The sequence below is a fragment of the Pseudomonas sp. WS 5010 genome (assembly GCF_012985565.1).
Taxonomy (GTDB): Bacteria; Pseudomonadota; Gammaproteobacteria; order Pseudomonadales; family Pseudomonadaceae; genus Aquipseudomonas.
Genome location: NZ_JAAQWQ010000004.1, coordinates 1 through 19,852 on the forward strand (window position 1 = coordinate 1; position 19,852 = coordinate 19,852).

Below are 19,852 nucleotides of genomic sequence, written 5' to 3' on the forward strand. Positions count from 1 at the left end.
TGATTATTTTCAGAAGCTTTCGAGGTTTTCCTCAACAACTTCAACCACTTGCGCTTTCGATCTCTCGTCAGCGGGAGGCGAATTCTACAGCGTTACACGCTGCTGTCAACACCTCTTTTTCAACTTCTTTTTGGCTCCGATGAACTGAAGCAACCCGCTGCCGAAAACCACATAACTCTTTGTTTACCAAGGAGTTTTCCGTTTCGACTGCGCCGGAAGTGGGGCGAATTATAGACTTCCAGGATCTGCCGTCAACCCTTGATTTTGCTTTTCTATCAATTAGTTACGATCGATTAAAAAACAACCAACTCCTGCCATGTAGAACCCCTTCTATATAGAAGACACACCTCATATAACTCCCGCCGCCTTTAAAGCCGCCACATGAGCCGCTCCCAACCCCAGCACCTGGCTGAGTACTTGAGCCGTATGCTCGCCCAGGAGCGGCGGCGCACTGCGATACTCCACGGGCGTCTTGGACAGCCGAATAGGACTCCCCACCTGCGGCACCTTGCCCGCCAACGGGTGCGGCAACTCTATAGCCAACCCACGCGCCTGCACCTGCGGATCCGCAAACACCTGCGCCAGGTCATTGATCGGCCCACACGGCACACCCACCTGCTCCAGCTGGGCCACCCACTCGGCCGTGGTCTTGAACACCGTTGCCTGGCGAATCAATGGAATGAGCACCGCCCGATTGGCCACCCGCAGCTTATTAGTAGCAAACCGTGGATCATCAGCCCACTGCGGCTGCCCGGCGACCTGGGCAAACTTGCGGAACTGGCCGTCATTACCCACGGTCAGGATGAAATCGCCATCTGCCGTGGGAAAGTCCTGATACGGCACGATATTCGGATGCGCATTACCCAGCCGCTTGGGCGCTACCCCCGTCGTCAGGTAATTCATCGCCTGGTTGGCCAGGCAGGCAACCTGGACATCCAGCAACGCCATATCAATATGCTGGCCGCCGCCATCATGGTCGCGGTGCGCCATGGCCGCCAGAATCGCCACGGCTGAGTAAAGTCCGGTCAAAATATCGGTCAGGGCCACACCTACCTTGACCGGGCCTTCGCCCTCATCACCCTCGGGACGCCCCGTCAGGCTCATCAGACCGCCCAGGCCCTGAATCATGAAGTCATAGCCAGCGCGCGCCGCATACGGCCCAGTCTGGCCAAACCCCGTGATAGAGCAATAGATCAGCTGCGGATTGAGTTCCTTGAGCGACTCATAGTCCAGGCCATACGCCGCCAAGCCGCCCACCTTGAAGTTCTCGATCAAGATATCCGACTTCGCCGCCAGGTCCCGGACCAGCTTCTGCCCCTCCGGCCGCGTGAAGTCGATAGTCACCGACTCCTTATTACGATTGGCCGATAAGTAGTAGGACGCCTCACTGGTGTTTTCACCATAGGCATCCTTGAGGAAGGGCGGGCCCCAGGCGCGGGTATCGTCACCACTGCCAGGTCGTTCGACCTTGATCACCTCAGCGCCGAGATCAGCAAGAATCTGCCCGGCCCAAGGCCCCGCCAGCACCCGTGACAAATCCAGCACCCGCAGATGCGATAGCGCGCCCATGGTCACACTCCTATTAATAGAACGCCTGGATACCGGTCTGGGCGCGCCCGAGGATGAGCGCATGGACGTCATGCGTGCCTTCGTAGGTATTCACCACTTCCAGGTTGACCAGGTGCCGGGCAATCCCGAACTCATCGGAGATGCCATTGCCACCGAGCATGTCGCGAGCCATGCGGGCGATATCCAGGGACTTGCCGCAGGAGTTGCGCTTCATGATCGAAGTGATCTCCACGGCGGCCGTTCCCTCATCCTTCATCCGCCCCAGGCGCAGACAGCCTTGCAAGGCGAGGGTGATCTCGGTCTGCATATCAGCGAGTTTTTTCTGGATCAACTGCGTGGCAGCCAGTGGGCGCCCGAACTGTTGGCGATCCAGGGTGTACTGGCGCGCCGTGTGCCAGCAGAACTCCGCAGCCCCCAAGGCCCCCCATGAAATGCCGTAGCGGGCCGAGTTCAAGCAGGTGAAAGGGCCTTTCAAGCCACGCACATCGGGAAAGATGTTTTCTTCAGGAACGAAGACGTTGTCCATGACGATTTCACCGGTGATAGACGCACGCAGGCCGACCTTGCCGTGAATCGCCGGCGCACTCAGGCCTTTCCAGCCCTTCTCCAGGACAAAACCACGGATGTCGCCGGCGTCGTCCTTGCCCCAGATCACAAACACATCGGCAATCGGGCTGTTGGTGATCCACATCTTGCTGCCGGTAAGGCTGTAGCCGCCATCCACCTTGCGTGCGCGGGTAATCATCGCGCCCGGGTCCGAACCATGGTTGGGCTCGGTCAGGCCAAAGCAACCAATCCACTCACCCGAGGCCAGCTTGGGCAGGTACTTCTGCTTTTGCGCTTCAGTGCCGAACTCATTGATCGGCACCATCACCAGTGAAGACTGCACGCTCATCATCGAGCGATAGCCGGAATCGACACGCTCCACTTCCCGGGCAATCAAGCCGTAGCTGACATAGTTCAAGCCACTGCCACCGTACTGCTCAGGAATCATGGCGCCGAGCAGGCCGGTCTCGCCCATTTCACGGAAAATCGCAGGGTCGGTCTTTTCATGACGGAAGGCTTCAAGCACGCGCGGCGCCAGCTTGTCCTGGGCAAATTGCTCGGCACTGTCGCGCACCATGCGCTCTTCTTCAGTGAGCTGTTGATCCAGCAGCAGTGGATCGATCCAGTTGAAGCTTGCCTTACCGCCCATGAGTGAGTCCTCGCGAAGTAAATCAAAAGTCGTGCATGCAGCCTAGGCCGGGTAGGCGAGGAGGGCAAACGAGGTTTTTGCATAGCCTTGTGCTAATTTCTCACTCCGTAACGATTGAGAAAGGCGCAACAGCCTTTTATTAGTGAGAGTACGGTACATGCGCAGAAAGATCCCCAGCACCACGGCCCTGGTCAGCTTTGAAGCAGCAGCCCGCCACGAAAGCTTCACCAAGGCCGCGCAAGAACTTTCCATCACCCAGGGCGCGATCTGCCGACAGATCGCCAGCCTTGAGGAGTTTTTGAGTGTCGAGCTGTTTCGGCGCTCGCGACGCGGGGTAAAGCTCACCGAAGCCGGGCTTTCCTATAGCCGGCGAGTGGCGACGCAATTGGATGCCGTGGAGCGTGACACCCTGTCAGTGATGGGCCAGCAGGGCGCCAATGTGATTGAGCTGGCGGTAGTGCCCACGTTCGGCACGCAGTGGCTGATCCCGCGCCTGAAGGATTTCCAGCAGCAACACCCCGAAGTCACAGTGAACCTGACCAACCGTACCCGCCCGTTCCTGTTTGCCGATACCGAGTTCGATGCCGCTGTGTATTTCGGCGATGCCGACTGGTCGGGCACCGAATCTCATCGGCTGATGGGCGAAAATCCAGTCCCCGTCTGCAGCCCGCGCTTGCTGCAAAACCGCACGCACTTTCGCGCAGAGGAAATCGCCGAACTGCCACTGCTGCAGCAAACCACGCGACCCTACGCCTGGCGCCAATGGTTCAACGCCCAACAACTGAATATCCCCCGGGACATGACAGGCCCGCGCTACGAGCTATTCTCCATGCTGTCCCAGGCGGCCATGCATGACATGGGGATTGCCTTGATCCCACCGTTCCTTATTCAGCGGGAACTGAGCGAGAAACAACTGGTGATTGCCAACCCGCAGGCGCTGACCAGCAGCAAAGCCTATTACCTGATGATTCCCGAAAGAAAGGTCGAATCTGCATCACTGCACGCCTTTCGAGACTGGCTGATTGATCAGGCACAGCGCTACAGCCATCAATTCTAGAGGCCCAGGCAAGTTATTGACCTTGTAGTCAGGTAATTTTGAGACCTACAGATATACGTATATGTCGCCTTTTGACAGACTGTACCGTTCGACCGTAAAACCCTCTGCAAGCCAATAGCTGCAAGCCCTACAGCGGGTATTCGGGGGCAATGATCGGTTATTCATGTCGACAATTGGGTAAATCGACTTTTCCCGCGATAACCCTTTAAACACCTGTATTCCAAGAGGTTATTCCGGCACATTGCGACAATCAGTCACAGGGTGACTTGTAGTTAATTTTTCGTCACCCGTCATAATCCCTTGAAGGCCGTAAAGTTCGCCTGCAAAATGCCGCGCCCTGCTGTCATTTCAGCGGGGTCGTGCTGATCGGCCGCCCCAGTTGCGCCACTCGCGGTGCACTGGCCTTTTTACAAAAATCAAAAGCAAAAAGATCATGCAGGAGATTTGACGTGCACATTGGTGTTCCTCTCGAAACCCAGACCGGTGAAACGCGGGTTGCTGCAACCCCGGAAACCATCAAGAAGCTGATCGGCCAGGGCCATAAGGTCACTGTACAAAGCGGTGCAGGCATCAAAGCCAGCGTCGTCGACAGTGCCTATGAAACGGCAGGCGCAACCATTGGCAGTGCCAGCGATGCGTTTGGCGCCGAGCTGATTCTCAAGGTGGTCGCCCCCAGCGACAGCGAGCTGACGCTGATTAAAAGCGGCACCGTGTTGGTGGGCATGCTCAATCCGTTCAGCAACGAAACCATCACCCAACTGGCCGAACATGGCATCACTGCCTTCGCCCTGGAGGCCGCGCCGCGTACCTCCCGTGCGCAGAGCCTGGATGTGCTGTCGTCCCAGGCCAACATTGCCGGCTACAAGGCAGTGTTGCTGGCGGCCCATCACTACCCGCGCTTCATGCCAATGCTGATGACCGCCGCCGGTACGGTGAAAGCCGCTCGCGTGCTGATCCTCGGCGCCGGTGTTGCCGGCCTGCAAGCCATCGCTACGGCGAAACGCCTGGGTGCCGTCATCGAAGCGTCCGACGTACGCCCGGCCGTGAAGGAGCAGATCGAGTCCCTCGGTGCCAAGTTCGTCGACGTGCCCTACGAGACCGATGAAGAGCGCGAATGCGCCGTCGGTGTCGGCGGCTACGCCCGCCCCATGCCCACCAGCTGGATGCAGCGCCAGGCTCTTGCCGTGCATGAGCGCGCCAAGCAGGCCGATATCGTCATCACCACCGCCCTGATTCCGGGTCGCAAGGCCCCGACGCTGCTGAGCGCCGAAACCGTCGCCCAGATGAAGCCAGGCTCCGTAGTGATCGACCTGGCCGCCGCCCAGGGTGGCAACTGCCCACTGACCGTCGCCGACCAGGTGGTGGTGGAAAACGGCGTGACCATCTGTGGCCCGACCAACCTTGCCGGCGCGGTCGCTGCCGATGCTTCGGCCCTGTATGCGCGCAACCTGCTGGACTTCCTGAAGCTGGTCTTCACCAAGGAAGGGCAGTTTGAAATCAACCTCGAAGACGACATCGTCGCCGCGTGCCTGATGTGCCGCGACGGCCAAGTCATCCGCAAAAACGCCTAAGCAGGGATTCAGACGATGGAAGAGCTTATCTCCCCCGGTATCTACAACCTGATCATCTTCGTGCTGGCGATTTATGTCGGTTACCACGTGGTCTGGAACGTCACCCCCGCGCTGCACACGCCGCTGATGGCCGTGACCAACGCAATTTCGGCGATTGTGATCGTTGGCGCCATGCTCGCCGCCGCACTCACCGTTACCCCGCTGGGCAAGACCATGGGCACCCTGGCCGTGGCCCTGGCTGCCGTCAACGTGTTCGGCGGTTTCCTGGTTACCCGTAGGATGCTTGAGATGTTCAAGAAGAAAGCGCCCAAGGCTAAAGAAGAGGTGCAGAAGTAATGAGCATGAACCTCGTGACGACGCTCTACCTGATCGCGTCGATCTGCTTCATCCAGGCCCTCAAGGGCCTGTCGCACCCCACCACGTCCCGACGCGGCAACCTGTTCGGCATGCTCGGCATGGCGCTGGCGGTACTCACCACCGTGGGCCTCATCTATAAGCTCGGTGCGGAGCTGGCCACTGCCGGTATCGGCTACGTGATTGTCGGCCTGCTGATCGGCGGCACCGCCGGTTCGATCATGGCCAAGCGCGTAGAAATGACCAAGATGCCCGAACTGGTAGCCTTCATGCACAGCATGATCGGCCTGGCGGCGGTGTTTATCGCCATCGCGGCGGTGGTCGAGCCGCAATCCCTGGGGATCGTCAAGCAACTGGGTGACGCGATTCCTGCGGGCAACCGCCTGGAGCTGTTCCTCGGCGCAGCCATTGGTGCCATTACCTTCTCCGGTTCGGTCATTGCCTTCGGCAAGCTGTCGGGCAAGTACGAGTTCCGCCTGTTCCAGGGCGCACCGGTACAGTTTGGCGGCCAGCACAAGTTGAACCTGGTGCTGGGCCTGGCCACCCTGGGCCTGGGCCTGGTGTTTATGTTCACCGGCAACCTCAGTGCCTTCGCCCTGATGCTGGCCCTGGCCTTCGTGCTGGGCGTGCTGATCATCATCCCGATTGGCGGCGCCGACATGCCGGTGGTTGTCTCGATGCTCAACAGCTACTCCGGCTGGGCTGCGGCGGGCATCGGCTTCTCGCTGAACAACTCGATGCTGATCATTGCCGGCTCCCTGGTGGGTTCGAGCGGTGCGATCCTCTCGTACATCATGTGCAAGGCGATGAACCGCTCGTTCTTCAACGTGCTGCTCGGCGGTTTCGGCAATACGCCGGATGCGGCAGGGCCGGCCGGTTCGAAAGAAGCGCGCCCGGTGAAGTCCGGTTCGGCCGACGACGCCACTTTCCTGCTGACCAACGCCGACACCGTGATCATCGTCCCAGGCTATGGCCTGGCGGTCGCGCGGGCGCAACACGCCCTTAAAGAGCTGACCGAGAAGCTGACCCATCGCGGCGTCACCGTGAAATACGCGATCCACCCGGTCGCCGGCCGCATGCCTGGCCACATGAACGTGCTGCTGGCCGAGGCCGAGGTGCCTTACGACCAGGTGTTCGAGATGGAAGACATCAACTCCGAGTTCGGCCAGGCCGACGTGGTGCTGGTGCTGGGCGCCAACGACGTGGTCAACCCGGCCGCCAAGAACGATCCGAAATCGCCGATCGCCGGCATGCCGATTCTCGAAGCCTTCAAGGCGAAGACGATCATCGTCAACAAGCGCTCGATGGCCAGCGGTTACGCCGGCCTGGATAACGAATTGTTCTACCTGGACAAGACCATGATGGTCTTCGGCGACGCGAAGAAGGTCATCGAAGACATGGTCAAGGCCGTCGAATAAACACTGCTCCAGCGCAATACCCCAAACCCCGGCCTCCCGTAGGCTGGGGTTTTTTATTAACGGGAAAAACCCGACCAAAGGCTCTAAATCGCCAGCTGGCATTCGACCATGGTAGCGGGACGAACGCCTTTGAAATCACTAGACTGCCCACCTTGCCTCCGTTGCCCGAGATAACAATCCATGTACCGTGATCGTATCCGCTTGCCTTCGCTGTTGAACAAGGTCATGAGCGCCGCCGATGCTGCCGCCCTGATCGAGGACGGCATGACCGTCGGCATGAGCGGCTTTACCCGCGCCGGTGAAGCCAAGGCCGTGCCCCACGCCCTGGCCGAACGTGCCAAGACCTCGCCCCTGAAAATCACCCTGATGACCGGCGCCAGCCTGGGCAACGACCTGGACAAGCAACTGACCGAAGCCGGCGTGCTGTCGCGCCGCATGCCATTTCAGGTCGATAGCACCCTGCGCAAGGCGATCAATGCCGGCGAAGTGATGTTTATCGACCAGCATCTATCGGAAACCGTCGAACAGCTGCGCAACAACCAGCTCAAGCTGCCGGACATCGCGGTGATTGAAGCTGTGGCCATCACCGAGCAAGGCCACATCGTGCCCACCACCTCCGTGGGCAACTCGGCCAGCTTCGCGATTTTTGCCAAGCAGGTGATCATCGAGATCAACCTGGCGCACAACCCGAATCTGGAAGGCCTGCACGACATCTATATCCCGACCTACCGCCCGACCCGCACCCCGATCCCACTGGTCAAGGTGGATGATCGCATCGGCAGCACCGCGATCCCGATCCCGCCCGAGAAGATCGTCGCCATCGTCATCACCAACCAGGCCGACTCCGCCTCCACCGTGACCCCGCCCGACAGCGACACCCAGGGGATCGCCAATCACCTGATCAACTTCCTCAAGCAGGAAGTGGATGCCGGACGCATGACCAACAAGCTCGGCCCGTTGCAGGCCGGCATCGGCAATATCGCCAACGCGGTGATGTGCGGGTTGATCGAGTCGCCGTTCGAAGACCTGACCATGTACTCCGAAGTCCTCCAGGACTCGACCTTCGACCTGATCGACGCCGGCAAGCTGAGCTTTGCTTCCGGCAGCTCGATCACCTTGTCAGAGCGGCGCAATGCCGACGTGTTCGGCAACCTGGAGCGCTACAAAGACAAGCTGGTGCTGCGCCCGCAGGAAATCTCCAACCACCCGGAAGTGGTGCGCCGCCTGGGCATCATCGGCATCAACACCGCGCTGGAGTTCGATATCTACGGCAACGTCAACTCCACCCACGTGTGTGGTACGCGGATGATGAACGGCATTGGCGGCTCGGGAGATTTCGCCCGCAACGCGCACCTGGCGATCTTTGTCACCAAGTCCATTGCCAAGGGCGGGGCGATTTCCAGCGTGGTGCCGATGGTCAGCCATGTCGACCATACCGAGCATGACGTCGACATCCTCGTGACCGAGATCGGCCTGGCCGACCTGCGCGGCCTGGCGCCACGGGAGCGGGCACGGGTGATCATCGATAACTGCGTGCACCCGGACTACCGTGACGCCCTCAACAACTACTACACCGCCGCCTGCGCCATCGGCGGGCACACCCCGCACATCCTGCGCGAAGCCTTGAGCTGGCACATCAACCTGGAAGAAACCGGGCACATGCTCAAAGACTGATCAATACAGATCCGGGTGGGTGCAAGCACAGTTGCATTCACCCGGAACTGAGCGCGGTACTTTTGAAAAAAACTGTACTGCTGTACCGGTCATTTCCTACCGCAAAACCCTACAAATCCTTTCCAAAACGCCTAAAACGCACCAAATAAGTGCTAACAGGTACAGTTGCCCCATTTCCGTACAGTACAGCCGCTATAAACAGTTAACTGGCCCCTCACAATACAGGTGAACTGTATCTAGAGAGTCTTGCGCCGGAGGAGGATCATTGGCATCAGTTAAACCACTACCTAATCCCGCCACAAGCGGAAGGATGTCATCATGGAACGTACACTCAGTTCCGAACTGTTCTTCGAAGATAAAGCTGTAAACACCCAGGCTTCCCTGCCTCTGCGCGTTATCGCCAACCTGATGTTGTGGCAGCGCCGCATCTCCAGCCGCCATCAACTGGCTCGTCTGGATTCGCGTCTGCTGGCCGATGCCGGGATCAGCGAAGCTCAACGCTACGAAGAGCTGAGCAAGCCGTTCTGGCGCTGATTTAGCGCCCGCTGGCCCTGACCTACCGGGTCCACCGCCAGCACCCCGAATTGTTGTAGCAAAGCCCGCCCCGGGTAACCGGCGGCGGGTTTTGTTGTTTCTGGGAGGACGAAAAAATAGCGTAGAAGCCATCCTCGATGCCTGGACAGGTACAGTTTAAAAAACATAACAATTAACCAGTACAATTACGCACTGGCTGATTTGTACCGGTCAAATAACCTCCGTGAGCCACCACTTCCAACTGCGCACTACCCGAACAGATAGGCGCCAGCTACTATCGCGTCATTAGTTCGTCTCATACACAGGAGTCACCCCATGTCCCGTCTTCGTTTGCTGAGCGCTGCAGCCCTGCTTGCCGTCGCCGCCAATGCCAGCGCCACCAGCCTGATCGTGACCACCGACTCGATTGTGGGCGCTCTCAAAGCCACTTCCGACGCCAGCTCCGATGCCACATCTTCGCTGCGCGACAACAAAGTCGTGCGCGCTGCCCGTGACGATGCTGCCAGCTTCGTCGCCAGCGAAGGCGTGATCCGTGGCGTGAAGCTGGAAAGCGCCCTGGCGCAGATCCGCCAACAGGCGCCACAACTCAATGCCGCTACTGATGTGCAACTGGCCCAGGCAATCCTGGCCATCTGAGCCAGGCCTGTTTTGCAGGAGCCGACTTGCCGGCTCCTGCATAGAAGTACCCGCGCTGGCTCTCGCCCGGGCATTACGCTAGCCTTGGCGCTCGTTTTCAGTTGTCGAGTCCCATGGCTTTTTCATACCGTTTGTTGATTGTTCCCACAGTGCTTGCAGTGTGCGGGGCCGGGCCGGTCCAGGCCTTTGATCTGTCCACACAAGGCCTCGTCGCCAGCGCCTATGCCACCAGCAAAGTGACCTCGGCGCCGTTCGATCGTAAATTGATACTGGCAGCCCAGGATGACGCTGCTGCGTTTATTGCCACTGACGGCCAATGGCGGGGCGCCCGGCTGGAAAGTGCACTGGATTACCTGCGTCGCACCCAGCCAAAACTTAAGTCCAGTGACCTTGAACTGGCCCAGGCAATTCTCGTCCAATAATCATCTTTACCCTTTGGAGTCATTCCATGCGTCGCCCGTTGATCGCAGCTGCTCTCGGCCTGTTCTTGCTGGCAGATATCGCCCAGGCACAAACTCTCGTGGCCACCAGTAACATCATTGTTCGTGCCTTTGGCCGCACCATTGATTTCACCTCGGACACCACCACCTCTATCCGTGACTCCAAAGTCGTGCGTGCAGCCCACGATGACGCCGCCAGCTTTGTCGCCAGCAATGGCGATATCCGTGGCGCGCAACTGGAAGCCGCCTTCGACACCCTGCGAACTCGCGTGCCCGAAGCCCGCGACGCCAGCGACCAGGTCCTCGCCGAAGCCATCCTCGCATTGTGAGGCGCCTCACCGCCTGGCTATTGGCTGCGACGGTGCTGCTGGCCGGCAACGCCGCCCAGGCCAGCCTGCAACTACGGCTCAAGACCGACGGCTTGAGCCCAGCCCAGCAGCAGGCCAGCCAGGCATTGCTTGATGAAGCGATGCAGGCGCTGCCGCCGCGCTTCATCGAGCAACTGGACCGGCGCATCGACGTTGGCTGGACCGACGACATGCCCGCCAACGCTTATGGCCAGGCGTCGCTGGTGTCCGAACTGGACCTCAACCGCAGGCTACTGGCCAGCCTCACCGACGGTACCGCCGCCACCCAGCAGACCCAGCGACCCCACGGCACCGTGCGCCGGGAGCTGCTCGCCACCGTCTTGCATGAACTGACCCACATCTACGACCGCGCGCGCCTGTGGCCCAAGGACCAGCGCTCGTTGATCCAACGCTGCAGCCGCCAGAACAACATCACCGGCCTGATCGGCCTGCCCGATCAATGCCGTGGCCAGAATGACCGGCGCTTCACCCTCAGCGACGACCCGCGCTTGCTCGACCTGGCCGGCTGGCCGCAATACGTCGGCCGCCGTGGCGAGCGCGAGCAACACAACCGGCAAGTGGCGCGCAGTCCGGACCTGTACGAAATCACCAACCCCAAGGAGTTCGTCGCGGTCAACATGGAGTACTTCCTCCTCGACCCGAGCTACGCCTGCCGCCGGCCCGCGCTGTACCGTTACTACCAGCAACACTTCGGCTGGGCCCCGCCCGCCAAGGACGCGTGCGCCAACACCTTCGCCTTCCTCAACGCCGGCAACGACTTTGCCAAGACGCCCCTGGGCCAGGTCGATCCCGAGCGCGTGTATGCCATCGACTATCTGCTGGCCGAAGCCAACCAGAACCTGGTGAGCCGCTGGGGCCACAGCATGCTGCGCCTGGTGATCTGCGCGCCGGGCCGCCCCCGTGGCCCGGATTGCCGCCTGGACCTGGACCAGCACCTGGTGTTGTCCTACCGCGCATTCGTGGGCGACGTGCAGCTATCGAGCTGGGACGGGCTGGTGGGCAAGTACCCTTCACGCCTGTTTGTCCTGCCCCTGGCCCAGGTCATCGACGAGTACACCAAGACCGAACTGCGGGGCCTGGCGTCCGTGCCCTTGATCCTCACGCGCCAAGAGATCAACGACACCGTCGAACACGCCGCCGAAATGCACTGGAGCTACGACGGCAATTACTACTTCCTCTCCAACAACTGCGCGGTCGAAGGCCTGAAACTGCTGCGCAGCGGCAGCGCCAACCCGCAACTGACCACCCTGGACAACATCACCCCCAACGGTTTGCTCGAAGTGCTCAAGGCCCGCGGGCTGGCCGACACCAGTGTGCTGGATGACCGCCGCGAAGCCTTGCGCCTGGGTTATCACTTCGACTCCTTCCGCGAGCGCTACCAGGCGATGTTCGAGGTGCTGAAAAAACACCTGCCGATCCCCCAGACCCAGGTCGAAGACTGGCTGGCCTTGAGCGCCGAGCAACGCAGGACCTGGTTCGACCAGGCTGACCTGCGCACCAGCGCCGCCTTGCTGCTGCTGGAACAGGCGAGCTTTCGCAAACAACTGATGCTCGCCCAGGACGAGGTCAAGCAACGCTACCTCGGTGCCCGCGAGCTGAAGAACGGCGGCATGGCCAAGGCCGATGCGACGTTGCAGCAGATCCTCGCCAACAGCGGCTTCCTCAGCCGCCCGGCGGAGCTGCTCGGCAGCAGCGGTTATGGATTGCCCCAGCCCAAGGAATGGCAGCGCCTGGAATCAGAAAGCGCATCGCGCCAGAAGCAGCTGCAATCGTTGACCGGCGACCTGGATAAAGAGGTGAGGGCGCTGCTGGAGCCTTCGCGGGCTGCGGAAATTGCCGCCTGCGAGGCCAATCTCAAGCAGGTGGGCGAGCATCTGCGGGCCTTGCACAAGGCGGCCGGCGGCCTGCAACTGCCTTAAGATCAAAAGCATCGCGGGCTTGTCGGATCGCCGCATCGCCGCGAAGACGTCGGCCCAGCAAACATTGAGGTTGACTGACCCACTGCTTTCGCGAGCAAGCCCGCTCCCACAGGGATCTGCGCTTAACTGACGGGTATTAGGGCTTGCCCGCGATAGCGCCCTTACAGACATCAAAATCAGACCAATCCTACGAAACATCTGTTCATCACCTGTTTACCCAGCGAAAGCTGGCTGAAAGCTTTCGCGATTAGGATCGCCCTCACTACCGGCAATAGACCGGTTGGCCAACCTGAGCGTTTTTATGCCCAGGGGCCCAATTAACAACAACAATGGTGATTCTGATGTCCGCTCGTACCCGCCTGTTTTTCCCCACTCCCCCCGTACGCCTCGCGCTTTTCGTTCTGCGCTGACCCCACCCGGTTCGCCATTCCCTAGCCGCGCTACGCCTGGAGTATTCCTATGCTGACTTTCCTTGGCTTTGCCATGGTCATCACGTTCATGTTCCTGATCATGACCAAGCGCCTTTCGGCGCTGATCGCCCTGATCATCGTGCCGATCCTGTTCGCGCTGTTCGGTGGCTTTGCACCGAAGATCGGCCCGATGATGCTCGAAGGCATCACCAAGCTGGCGCCCACCGGCGTGATGCTGATGTTTGCCATCCTCTACTTTGCCTTGATGATCGACTCCGGCCTGTTCGACCCGGCCGTGCGCAAAATCCTCAAGCTGGTCAAGGGCGACCCGCTGAAAGTCTCGGTCGGTACGGCCGTGCTGGCGCTGGTGGTGTCCCTGGACGGTGACGGCGCCACTACCTATATGATCTGCGTGGCCGCCATGCTGCCTTTGTACAATCGCATTGGCATGAGCCCACGGATCATGGCCGGCCTGATCATCCTCGCCGGCGGCGTGATGAACATGACGCCCTGGGGCGGCCCGACCGCCCGCGCCGCCAGTGCGCTGCACGTGGATCCCTCGGACATCTTCGTACCGATGATCCCGGCCATGGCCGCCGGCGTAGTGGCCATCCTGGTGATTGCCTATATGTACGGCCTGCGTGAACGCGCTCGCCTGGGCGTGTTGCACCTGCAAGGCGATGAAATCGACCATAGCGAAATCAGCGTCTCGCAGTTCCCGGATGCCCGTCGCCCGAAACTGATCTGGTTCAACGGCGCCCTGACCCTGGTCCTGATGTGCACCCTGATCGCCGGTCTGCTCCCGCTGCCAGTGCTGTTCATGGTGGCCTTCAGTATCGCGATGATCGTCAACTACCCGTGCCTGCAACAGCAGAAAGACCGCGTTGCGGCCCACTCGGGCAGCGTGCTGGCAGTGGTTGGCCTGATTTTCGCCGCCGGTATCTTCACCGGGATCCTGTCGGGCACCGGCATGGTCGATGCCATGTCCAAGAGCCTGCTGGCGGTCATCCCGGAAGCCCTGGGCCCGTACCTGGCGGTGATCACCGCGCTGGTGAGCATGCCGTTCACCTTCTTCATGTCCAACGATGCGTTCTACTACGGCGTACTGCCGGTGCTGGCCGAAGCCGCCAGCCACTACGGCATCACCGCCGCAGAAATGGGCCGCGCCTCGATTGTTGGCCAACCGGTACACTTGCTCAGCCCGCTGGTACCTTCGACTTACCTGCTGGTAGCCCTGGCCGGTATCGAATTTGGCGACCACCAGCGCTTCACCCTGAAGTGGGCAGTATTGGTATGCCTGTGCATAATGATCGCCGCATTGTTGTTGGGCACATTCCCGCTGTTCAGCACTCTATAATCGTAACAACCCACTGCGCCGGCCTTACCCCGGCGCGGTCTAACACTCGCACAAAGGAACACATATGGAATGGCTGACCAATCCGGAGATCTGGATTGCCTTCTTCACCTTGACGGCACTCGAGATCGTCCTGGGCATCGATAACATCATCATGATTTCGATCCTGGTCAGCCGCATGCCCAAGCATATGCAGGCGCGCACCCGGATCTTCGGCCTGGCCCTGGCCATGGTCACGCGGATCCTGCTGCTGCTGTCGATCACCTGGGTGATGCAACTGACCGCCGACCTGTTCGTGGTATTGGGCCAGGGTATTTCCGGTCGTGACCTGATCCTGTTCTTCGGTGGCCTGTTCCTGCTATGGAAAAGCTCCCAGGAGATGTACCACGCCCTGGAAGGTGAAGACGAAACCCACGAAGAGCCGAAAGGCAAGGGTGGCAAGTTCATCTACACCATCATCCAGATCGCGATCATCGATATCGTGTTCTCCCTGGACTCGGTGATTACCGCCGTGGGCATGGTTTCCCACGTACCGGTCATGGTCGCCGCGATCGTCGTTGCCGTACTGGTGATGATGCTGGCCGCCGGCACCATCAGCGAGTTCATCGACAAGCACCCGTCGCTGAAAATGCTCGCGCTGTCGTTCCTGTTGATCGTGGGTACCGTGTTGATCGCCGAATCCTTCGATGTGCATGTGCCAAAAGGCTACGTGTACTTCGCCATGGCGTTCTCCCTCGCGGTCGAGGCCATCAACATCAAGATGCGTACCGCCATCGCGAAGAAGAAAAAGCAGCAGGATCCAGTGAAACTGCGCAAGGACATTCCGGGTCAATAACCCGAGATGACCAAAACGGGGGCCCTTGCGGGCCCCTTTTTTTCGCCCGCAAAAAGCTGATTTCATGACAGTTTTGTTTCAAAGCCGTCTTTAGCTATGCGATGCTGGCGCACAGGCCGTTCGCCAACTACAGCTTAAGTACACACTACAAAACGGCACGCGGCACTTTTTGCTCCATTGGAGCACGACTCAATACAGGGGGCCGAGCATGCTGACCCTGCTCAATCTTCTTTCTGCAGTGACCCTGTTGATCTGGGGCACGCATATCGTCCGTACCGGCATCCTGCGGGTCTACGGCTCCAACCTGCGCCAGGTCATCGGGCAGAACATGGCCAGGCGCTGGCTGGCGTTCATTGCCGGGATCCTGGTGACCGCCATGGTGCAGAGCAGCAACGCCACGGCGATGCTGGTGACCTCGTTTGTCGGCCAGGGCCTGATGGGCCTCACGCCCGCCCTGGCAACCATGCTCGGCGCCGATGTCGGTACGGCGCTGATGGCGCGGGTGCTGACCCTGGATCTGTCATGGCTGTCGCCGCTGTTGATCTTTCTCGGGGTGATCTTCTTCCTGTCGCGCAAACAGACGCGCGCCGGGCAAATGGGCCGGGTGGGTATCGGCCTGGGCCTGATCATTCTCGCCCTGCAACTGATCGTCGAAGCCGCCGGGCCGATTACCCATGCCCAGGGCGTCAAGGTGCTGTTCGCCTCGCTGACCGGCGACATCCTGCTCGATGCCCTGGTGGGCGCGTTGTTTGCGATGATTTCCTACTCCAGCCTGGCCGCCGTGCTGCTGACCGCAACCCTGGCCGGCGCCGGGGTGATTGGCCTGCATGTGGCCATTGGCCTGGTGATCGGCGCCAATATCGGCAGCGGCGTACTGGCCTTCCTCAGCACCAGCATGCAAAACGCCGCCGGGCGCCAGGTGGCCCTGGGCAGCCTGCTGTACAAGCTGATTGGCCTGCTGCTGATCATCCCCGTCCTTGACCCGTTGGTGCTGTGGATGGACACCCTGGACTACAGCGCCCAGGGCATGGTCATCACCTTTCACCTGCTCTACAACGTCACCCGCTGCCTGATCCTGCTGCCCACCATCGGCCCCATGGCGCGCCTGTGTGCCTGGCTGCTGCCGGAGCGCCCGGAGGCCAATGGCCTGGCCAAACCCCGCCATCTTGACCCCACGGCGCTGACCACCCCAAGCCTGGCCCTGGCCAACGCGGCGCGGGAGACCCTGCGCCTGGGCGACCTGATCGACAACATGCTGACCGCCATGCTGGAAGTGCTACGCGGCAAACAGACCGCGATCACCCAGGAAATGCGCAGCCTCAGCGATGATGTCGAAGCGCTCTACAGCGCGATCAAACTGTACCTGGCGCAAATGCCCCGGGAAGACCTGAGTGAGCACGACAGCCGGCGCTGGGCCGAGATCATCGAGCTATCGATCAACCTGAAGCTGGCCGGCGACTTGATCGAGCGCATGCTGCGCAAGGTCCAGCAGCAGAAAACCTCCCAGCGCCGCTCGTTTTCCGAAGTCGGGCTGGAAGAACTGGCCGGCCTGCACAGCCAGTTGATCGCCAACCTGCGCCTGGGCCTGTCGGTGTTCCTCAGCGCCGACCCGGAAAGCGCCCGCCAATTGCTGCGCGAGAAGCGCCGCTTCCGCGCCCAGGAACGGCGCCTGGCCCACGCCCATGTCAGCCGCCTGCAACGCAAGATCGTGCAAAGCATCGAGACCAGTTCCCTGCACCTGGAGCTGATTGCCGACATGAAACGCCTGAACTCGTTGTTTTGCAGCAGTGCTTATGTAGTGTTGGAAACCTCCGAGACCGGCGCGCTGGCCACGGACAATATTGCCGACATCACCCATTCGCCCTGAACGAACCGCACGCCCGGGGAGTCAGTTAAAAACACCGCCCAACCAATGTGGGAGCGGGCTTGCCCGCGATAGCGGTGTGTCAGCAGACGAATACGTGCCTGACACACTGGCTGCTCACAAAGTCATCACCCGCCAGGAACCCCGTTATGCGTCGCCTGTTATTCGCCTGCCTGCTCATAGGCTCGGCCCACGCCTTTGCCTTTGATCGCTTGCAGGTCGAAGGCTATATGTTGCCCAACGGCCTGCAATTGCTGCTCAAGCCGGGCACCGAGCGCGGGCACGTAGCGATCCGCCTGGTGGTCGGCGTAGGCCTGGACGACTTCAGCTGCGCCGACAAGGAACTGCCGCACCTGCTCGAACACCTGCTGTTCAGCGGCATCGATGGCGGCGGCGAAGGTGTGCTGGAAGAACAGATGCAGGCCCTGGGCGGGGAGTGGAACGCCTACACCAGCAATGCCGACACCACCTTCGTCATCGAGGCCCCGGCACGTAACCAGCGCAAGGTGCTGGACCTGCTGAAGGCGATCCTGACCCGTACCGAACTGAGCGACGCGGCGATCAACGCCGCCAAGCAAGTGGTCGAGCGCGAAGACGGTGGCCACTATTCGCACCTGCAACGCCTGCTGGATCGCCAGGATTTGGGGCACAACGCCAGCAATCAACTGGCGGTGGAGCTGGGCCTCAAATGCGCCGAGCGCGCCGAGGTCGAGCACCTGACCCGCGCCCAGTTGGAAAAGGTACGCCAGGACTGGTACGCCCCCAACAACATGACCCTGATCATCGTCGGCGACCTCGACAAACTGCTACCGGCCTACCTGGAACGCACCTATGGCCAGCTCGAACCGGTGGACCCCACCGAACACCGGGCCTTGCCGCAAACCCTTGGCGCCGCAGCGATCCATCGTGACCTGATCCGGGGCTGGGTCGGCGATGGCGCCAAGCTGCACTGGCTGTTCCCCGAGCCGATGCTGGACGACCAGCACGATGCCACCTACGACCTGCTCAAGGATTACCTGGATTGGGCGTTGTATCGCCAGTTGCGCCTGCAGCATGGCCTGTCCTACGGCCCGTGGAGCGAGCGCGAAGTGCTGGGCGGCGTGGGTTTCATGAGCCTGAATGCCGACCTCGACCGCGAGAGCCTGCCCGAGGCCGAACACGTCCTAGAGAACCTCAAGGCCAGGCTGCTTGAGGATGGCCTCGACCCGGCCACCTTTCGCCGCCTGCAACAAGCCGCCATCGACCGCCAGGCCTGGGCCGTGCAAGGCAATAGCGCGCTGGCCGACTACTATTGGAGCGCCTTGGCCGACTACGCCGACGGGCGCTTCAGCGACCCGGCCAAGCGCATCAAGGCCGTGAGCCTGGCGCAAACCAACCAGGCCATGCGCCAGCTGTTCAACCAACAAGGCTACTGGCGCATTGAAAAGCCGCTGCTCAGTTACGACGCCCTGGGCTGGGGCGCCGCAGGCATGCTGGGGCTGATCGCCATTGGGCTGATCGGGCTGCGCCGTTATCGCAAAGCAATTGTGTAATGACACGCCTATCAACGGGCTAAGACGTTATTCTGTCTGGGATTTTTTCCTACAAAGACTGCGAACCGCCGAATGCCATACCTGACCCATTTCATACAGCGCATCCTCGAACTGATGAAGCGCTACCCAGGGGTGATCGCACTCGGCGGTTTTATCTCGGGGGTGGGCAGCTTTATCCTGGTGGACCGCCAGCAAGGCATGGCCAGCTGGATCGCGATCATCATGCTGGTGAGCTGGCTGTGGCTGATGCTCGAAAACAGCTTCACCCAGCTGTTCAGCAAGGTCTTCAAGCGGGAAATCCCCGAACCGCTGCTGCGCTACGCCACCCAGATGATCCACCAGGAAAGCCTGTTCTTTGTCCTGCCGTTCTTTTTCGTCACCACCACCTGGAACAGCAGCCAGGCGATTTTCACCGGTTTGCTGGGCGCCGCCGCGCTCGTCTCGATCACCGACCCGCTTTACTACAAATGGCTGGCGCCCAAGCGCTCGCTGTTTCTGGCGCTGCACACCCTGACCCTGTTTGCCGCCTTGCTCACCGCGCTGCCGATCATCCTGCACCTGACCACCGCCGAGAGTTACAAACTGGCGCTGGGGGTGGCGATGGCCCTGTCGATCCCCAGCTTGGCCGTGAGCCTGCCGCTGCGCAGCGTCAAGGGTTGGCTGATGCTGCTGGGCGTGACGGCGGCGATTGGTTGCGCAGGCTGGTTCCTACGCAGCTGGGTACCGCCGGCCACGCTGTGGATGACCGAAGTGGCGATCAGTACCCAATTGCAGGACCGCACCCCCGGCGATGACCTCAAGGAAGTCAGCGCCAGCCAACTGCGCAGCAGCGGCCTGTACGCCTACACCGCCATCAACGCACCGCGCGGGCTGGACGAGCGCATCTACCATGTATGGCAGTTCAACGGCAAAGAAGTCGACCGCATCGCCCTGGATATCCACGGCGGGCGCAAGGAAGGCTACCGGGCCTGGACCCACAAGCAGAACTTCCCGGCGAATGCCGTGGGCCGCTGGCAAGTACGGGTGCTGACCGAAGACGGCCAGGTGATCGGCGTGTTGCGCTTTAAAGTCACTGACACAGCGCAAACGGACACGCCAAAGTAGGACGGATCGTGCTATTAC

Annotated in this window: 17 protein-coding genes; 15 read left to right on the plus strand and 2 right to left on the minus strand. The window is 60.7% G+C overall.

Annotated elements, in window-relative coordinates; genetic code table 11:
• Positions 1-348: 348 nt before the first annotated feature.
• Together HBO11_RS13090 and HBO11_RS13095 are read right to left on the minus strand one after the other, a co-directional pair.
• Positions 349-1,569: a CaiB/BaiF CoA-transferase family protein gene (locus HBO11_RS13090; protein ID WP_169954147.1), complete on the minus strand. Its 1,221-nt coding sequence runs from the start codon at positions 1,567-1,569 to the stop codon at positions 349-351.
• A 13-nt stretch (positions 1,570-1,582) separates the two neighbouring features.
• Positions 1,583-2,764, minus strand: a complete 1,182-nt coding sequence (locus HBO11_RS13095) for an acyl-CoA dehydrogenase (protein ID WP_169954146.1) — start codon at positions 2,762-2,764, stop codon at positions 1,583-1,585.
• Between the two features lie 157 nt (positions 2,765-2,921).
• On the opposite strand from HBO11_RS13095, the gene HBO11_RS13100 reads away from it, so the two are divergent.
• The 15 genes from HBO11_RS13100 to HBO11_RS13170 all read left to right on the plus strand — a co-directional run bounded on the left by HBO11_RS13100 (position 2,922) and on the right by HBO11_RS13170 (position 19,834).
• Positions 2,922-3,821 (plus strand): LysR family transcriptional regulator, encoded by a 900-nt coding sequence (locus HBO11_RS13100; protein ID WP_169954145.1) that lies wholly within the window; start codon positions 2,922-2,924, stop codon positions 3,819-3,821.
• 449 nt (positions 3,822-4,270) lie between these two features.
• Positions 4,271-5,392 carry a Re/Si-specific NAD(P)(+) transhydrogenase subunit alpha gene (locus HBO11_RS13105; protein WP_065942441.1) on the plus strand — a complete coding sequence of 374 codons (1,122 nt, stop codon included), beginning with the start codon at positions 4,271-4,273 and terminating at the stop codon, positions 5,390-5,392.
• A gap of 15 nt (positions 5,393-5,407) precedes the next feature.
• Positions 5,408-5,728 (plus strand): NAD(P) transhydrogenase subunit alpha, encoded by a 321-nt coding sequence (locus tag HBO11_RS13110; RefSeq protein WP_003233786.1) that lies wholly within the window; start codon positions 5,408-5,410, stop codon positions 5,726-5,728.
• On the plus strand, positions 5,728-7,164 hold the full coding sequence (locus HBO11_RS13115) for an NAD(P)(+) transhydrogenase (Re/Si-specific) subunit beta (protein ID WP_169954144.1): 1,437 nt from the start codon (positions 5,728-5,730) through the stop codon (positions 7,162-7,164). Before HBO11_RS13110 ends, HBO11_RS13115 begins: the two co-directional genes overlap by 1 nt.
• A gap of 180 nt (positions 7,165-7,344) precedes the next feature.
• The gene (locus HBO11_RS13120) at positions 7,345-8,838 is read left to right on the plus strand and encodes an acetyl-CoA hydrolase/transferase family protein (RefSeq protein WP_169954143.1); all 1,494 of its coding nucleotides are present in this window, start codon (positions 7,345-7,347) and stop codon (positions 8,836-8,838) included.
• Positions 8,839-9,156: 318 nt separating this feature from the next.
• Positions 9,157-9,372 carry a DUF1127 domain-containing protein gene (locus HBO11_RS13125; RefSeq protein ID WP_007911656.1) on the plus strand — a complete coding sequence of 72 codons (216 nt, stop codon included), beginning with the start codon at positions 9,157-9,159 and terminating at the stop codon, positions 9,370-9,372.
• Between the two features lie 315 nt (positions 9,373-9,687).
• On the plus strand, positions 9,688-10,008 hold the full coding sequence (locus tag HBO11_RS13130; protein WP_169954142.1) for a DUF2388 domain-containing protein: 321 nt from the start codon (positions 9,688-9,690) through the stop codon (positions 10,006-10,008).
• Positions 10,009-10,121: 113 nt separating this feature from the next.
• On the plus strand, positions 10,122-10,430 hold the full coding sequence (locus HBO11_RS13135; protein ID WP_169954141.1) for a DUF2388 domain-containing protein: 309 nt from the start codon (positions 10,122-10,124) through the stop codon (positions 10,428-10,430).
• Between the two features lie 26 nt (positions 10,431-10,456).
• Positions 10,457-10,777 (plus strand): DUF2388 domain-containing protein, encoded by a 321-nt coding sequence (locus tag HBO11_RS13140; RefSeq protein WP_029290409.1) that lies wholly within the window; start codon positions 10,457-10,459, stop codon positions 10,775-10,777.
• Complete coding sequence (locus HBO11_RS13145) at positions 10,774-12,735, plus strand: DUF4105 domain-containing protein (RefSeq protein WP_169954140.1); 1,962 nt, start codon at positions 10,774-10,776, stop codon at positions 12,733-12,735. The genes HBO11_RS13140 and HBO11_RS13145 overlap by 4 nt, the downstream gene beginning before the upstream one ends.
• 459 nt (positions 12,736-13,194) lie before the next feature.
• Positions 13,195-14,502 (plus strand): CitMHS family transporter, encoded by a 1,308-nt coding sequence (locus HBO11_RS13150; RefSeq protein ID WP_169954139.1) that lies wholly within the window; start codon positions 13,195-13,197, stop codon positions 14,500-14,502.
• A gap of 64 nt (positions 14,503-14,566) precedes the next feature.
• Positions 14,567-15,334, plus strand: coding sequence for a TerC family protein (locus HBO11_RS13155; RefSeq protein WP_169954138.1), 768 nt, complete (start codon positions 14,567-14,569; stop codon positions 15,332-15,334).
• 208 nt (positions 15,335-15,542) lie between these two features.
• A complete protein-coding gene (locus HBO11_RS13160; RefSeq protein WP_169954137.1) occupies positions 15,543-17,201 on the plus strand; it encodes a Na/Pi cotransporter family protein in 1,659 nt (552 codons plus the stop codon).
• Between the two features lie 146 nt (positions 17,202-17,347).
• On the plus strand, positions 17,348-18,730 hold the full coding sequence (locus HBO11_RS13165; protein WP_169954136.1) for a pitrilysin family protein: 1,383 nt from the start codon (positions 17,348-17,350) through the stop codon (positions 18,728-18,730).
• Positions 18,731-18,802: 72 nt separating this feature from the next.
• On the plus strand, positions 18,803-19,834 hold the full coding sequence (locus HBO11_RS13170) for a DUF5924 family protein (protein WP_169954135.1): 1,032 nt from the start codon (positions 18,803-18,805) through the stop codon (positions 19,832-19,834).
• Positions 19,835-19,852 lie beyond the last annotated feature (18 nt).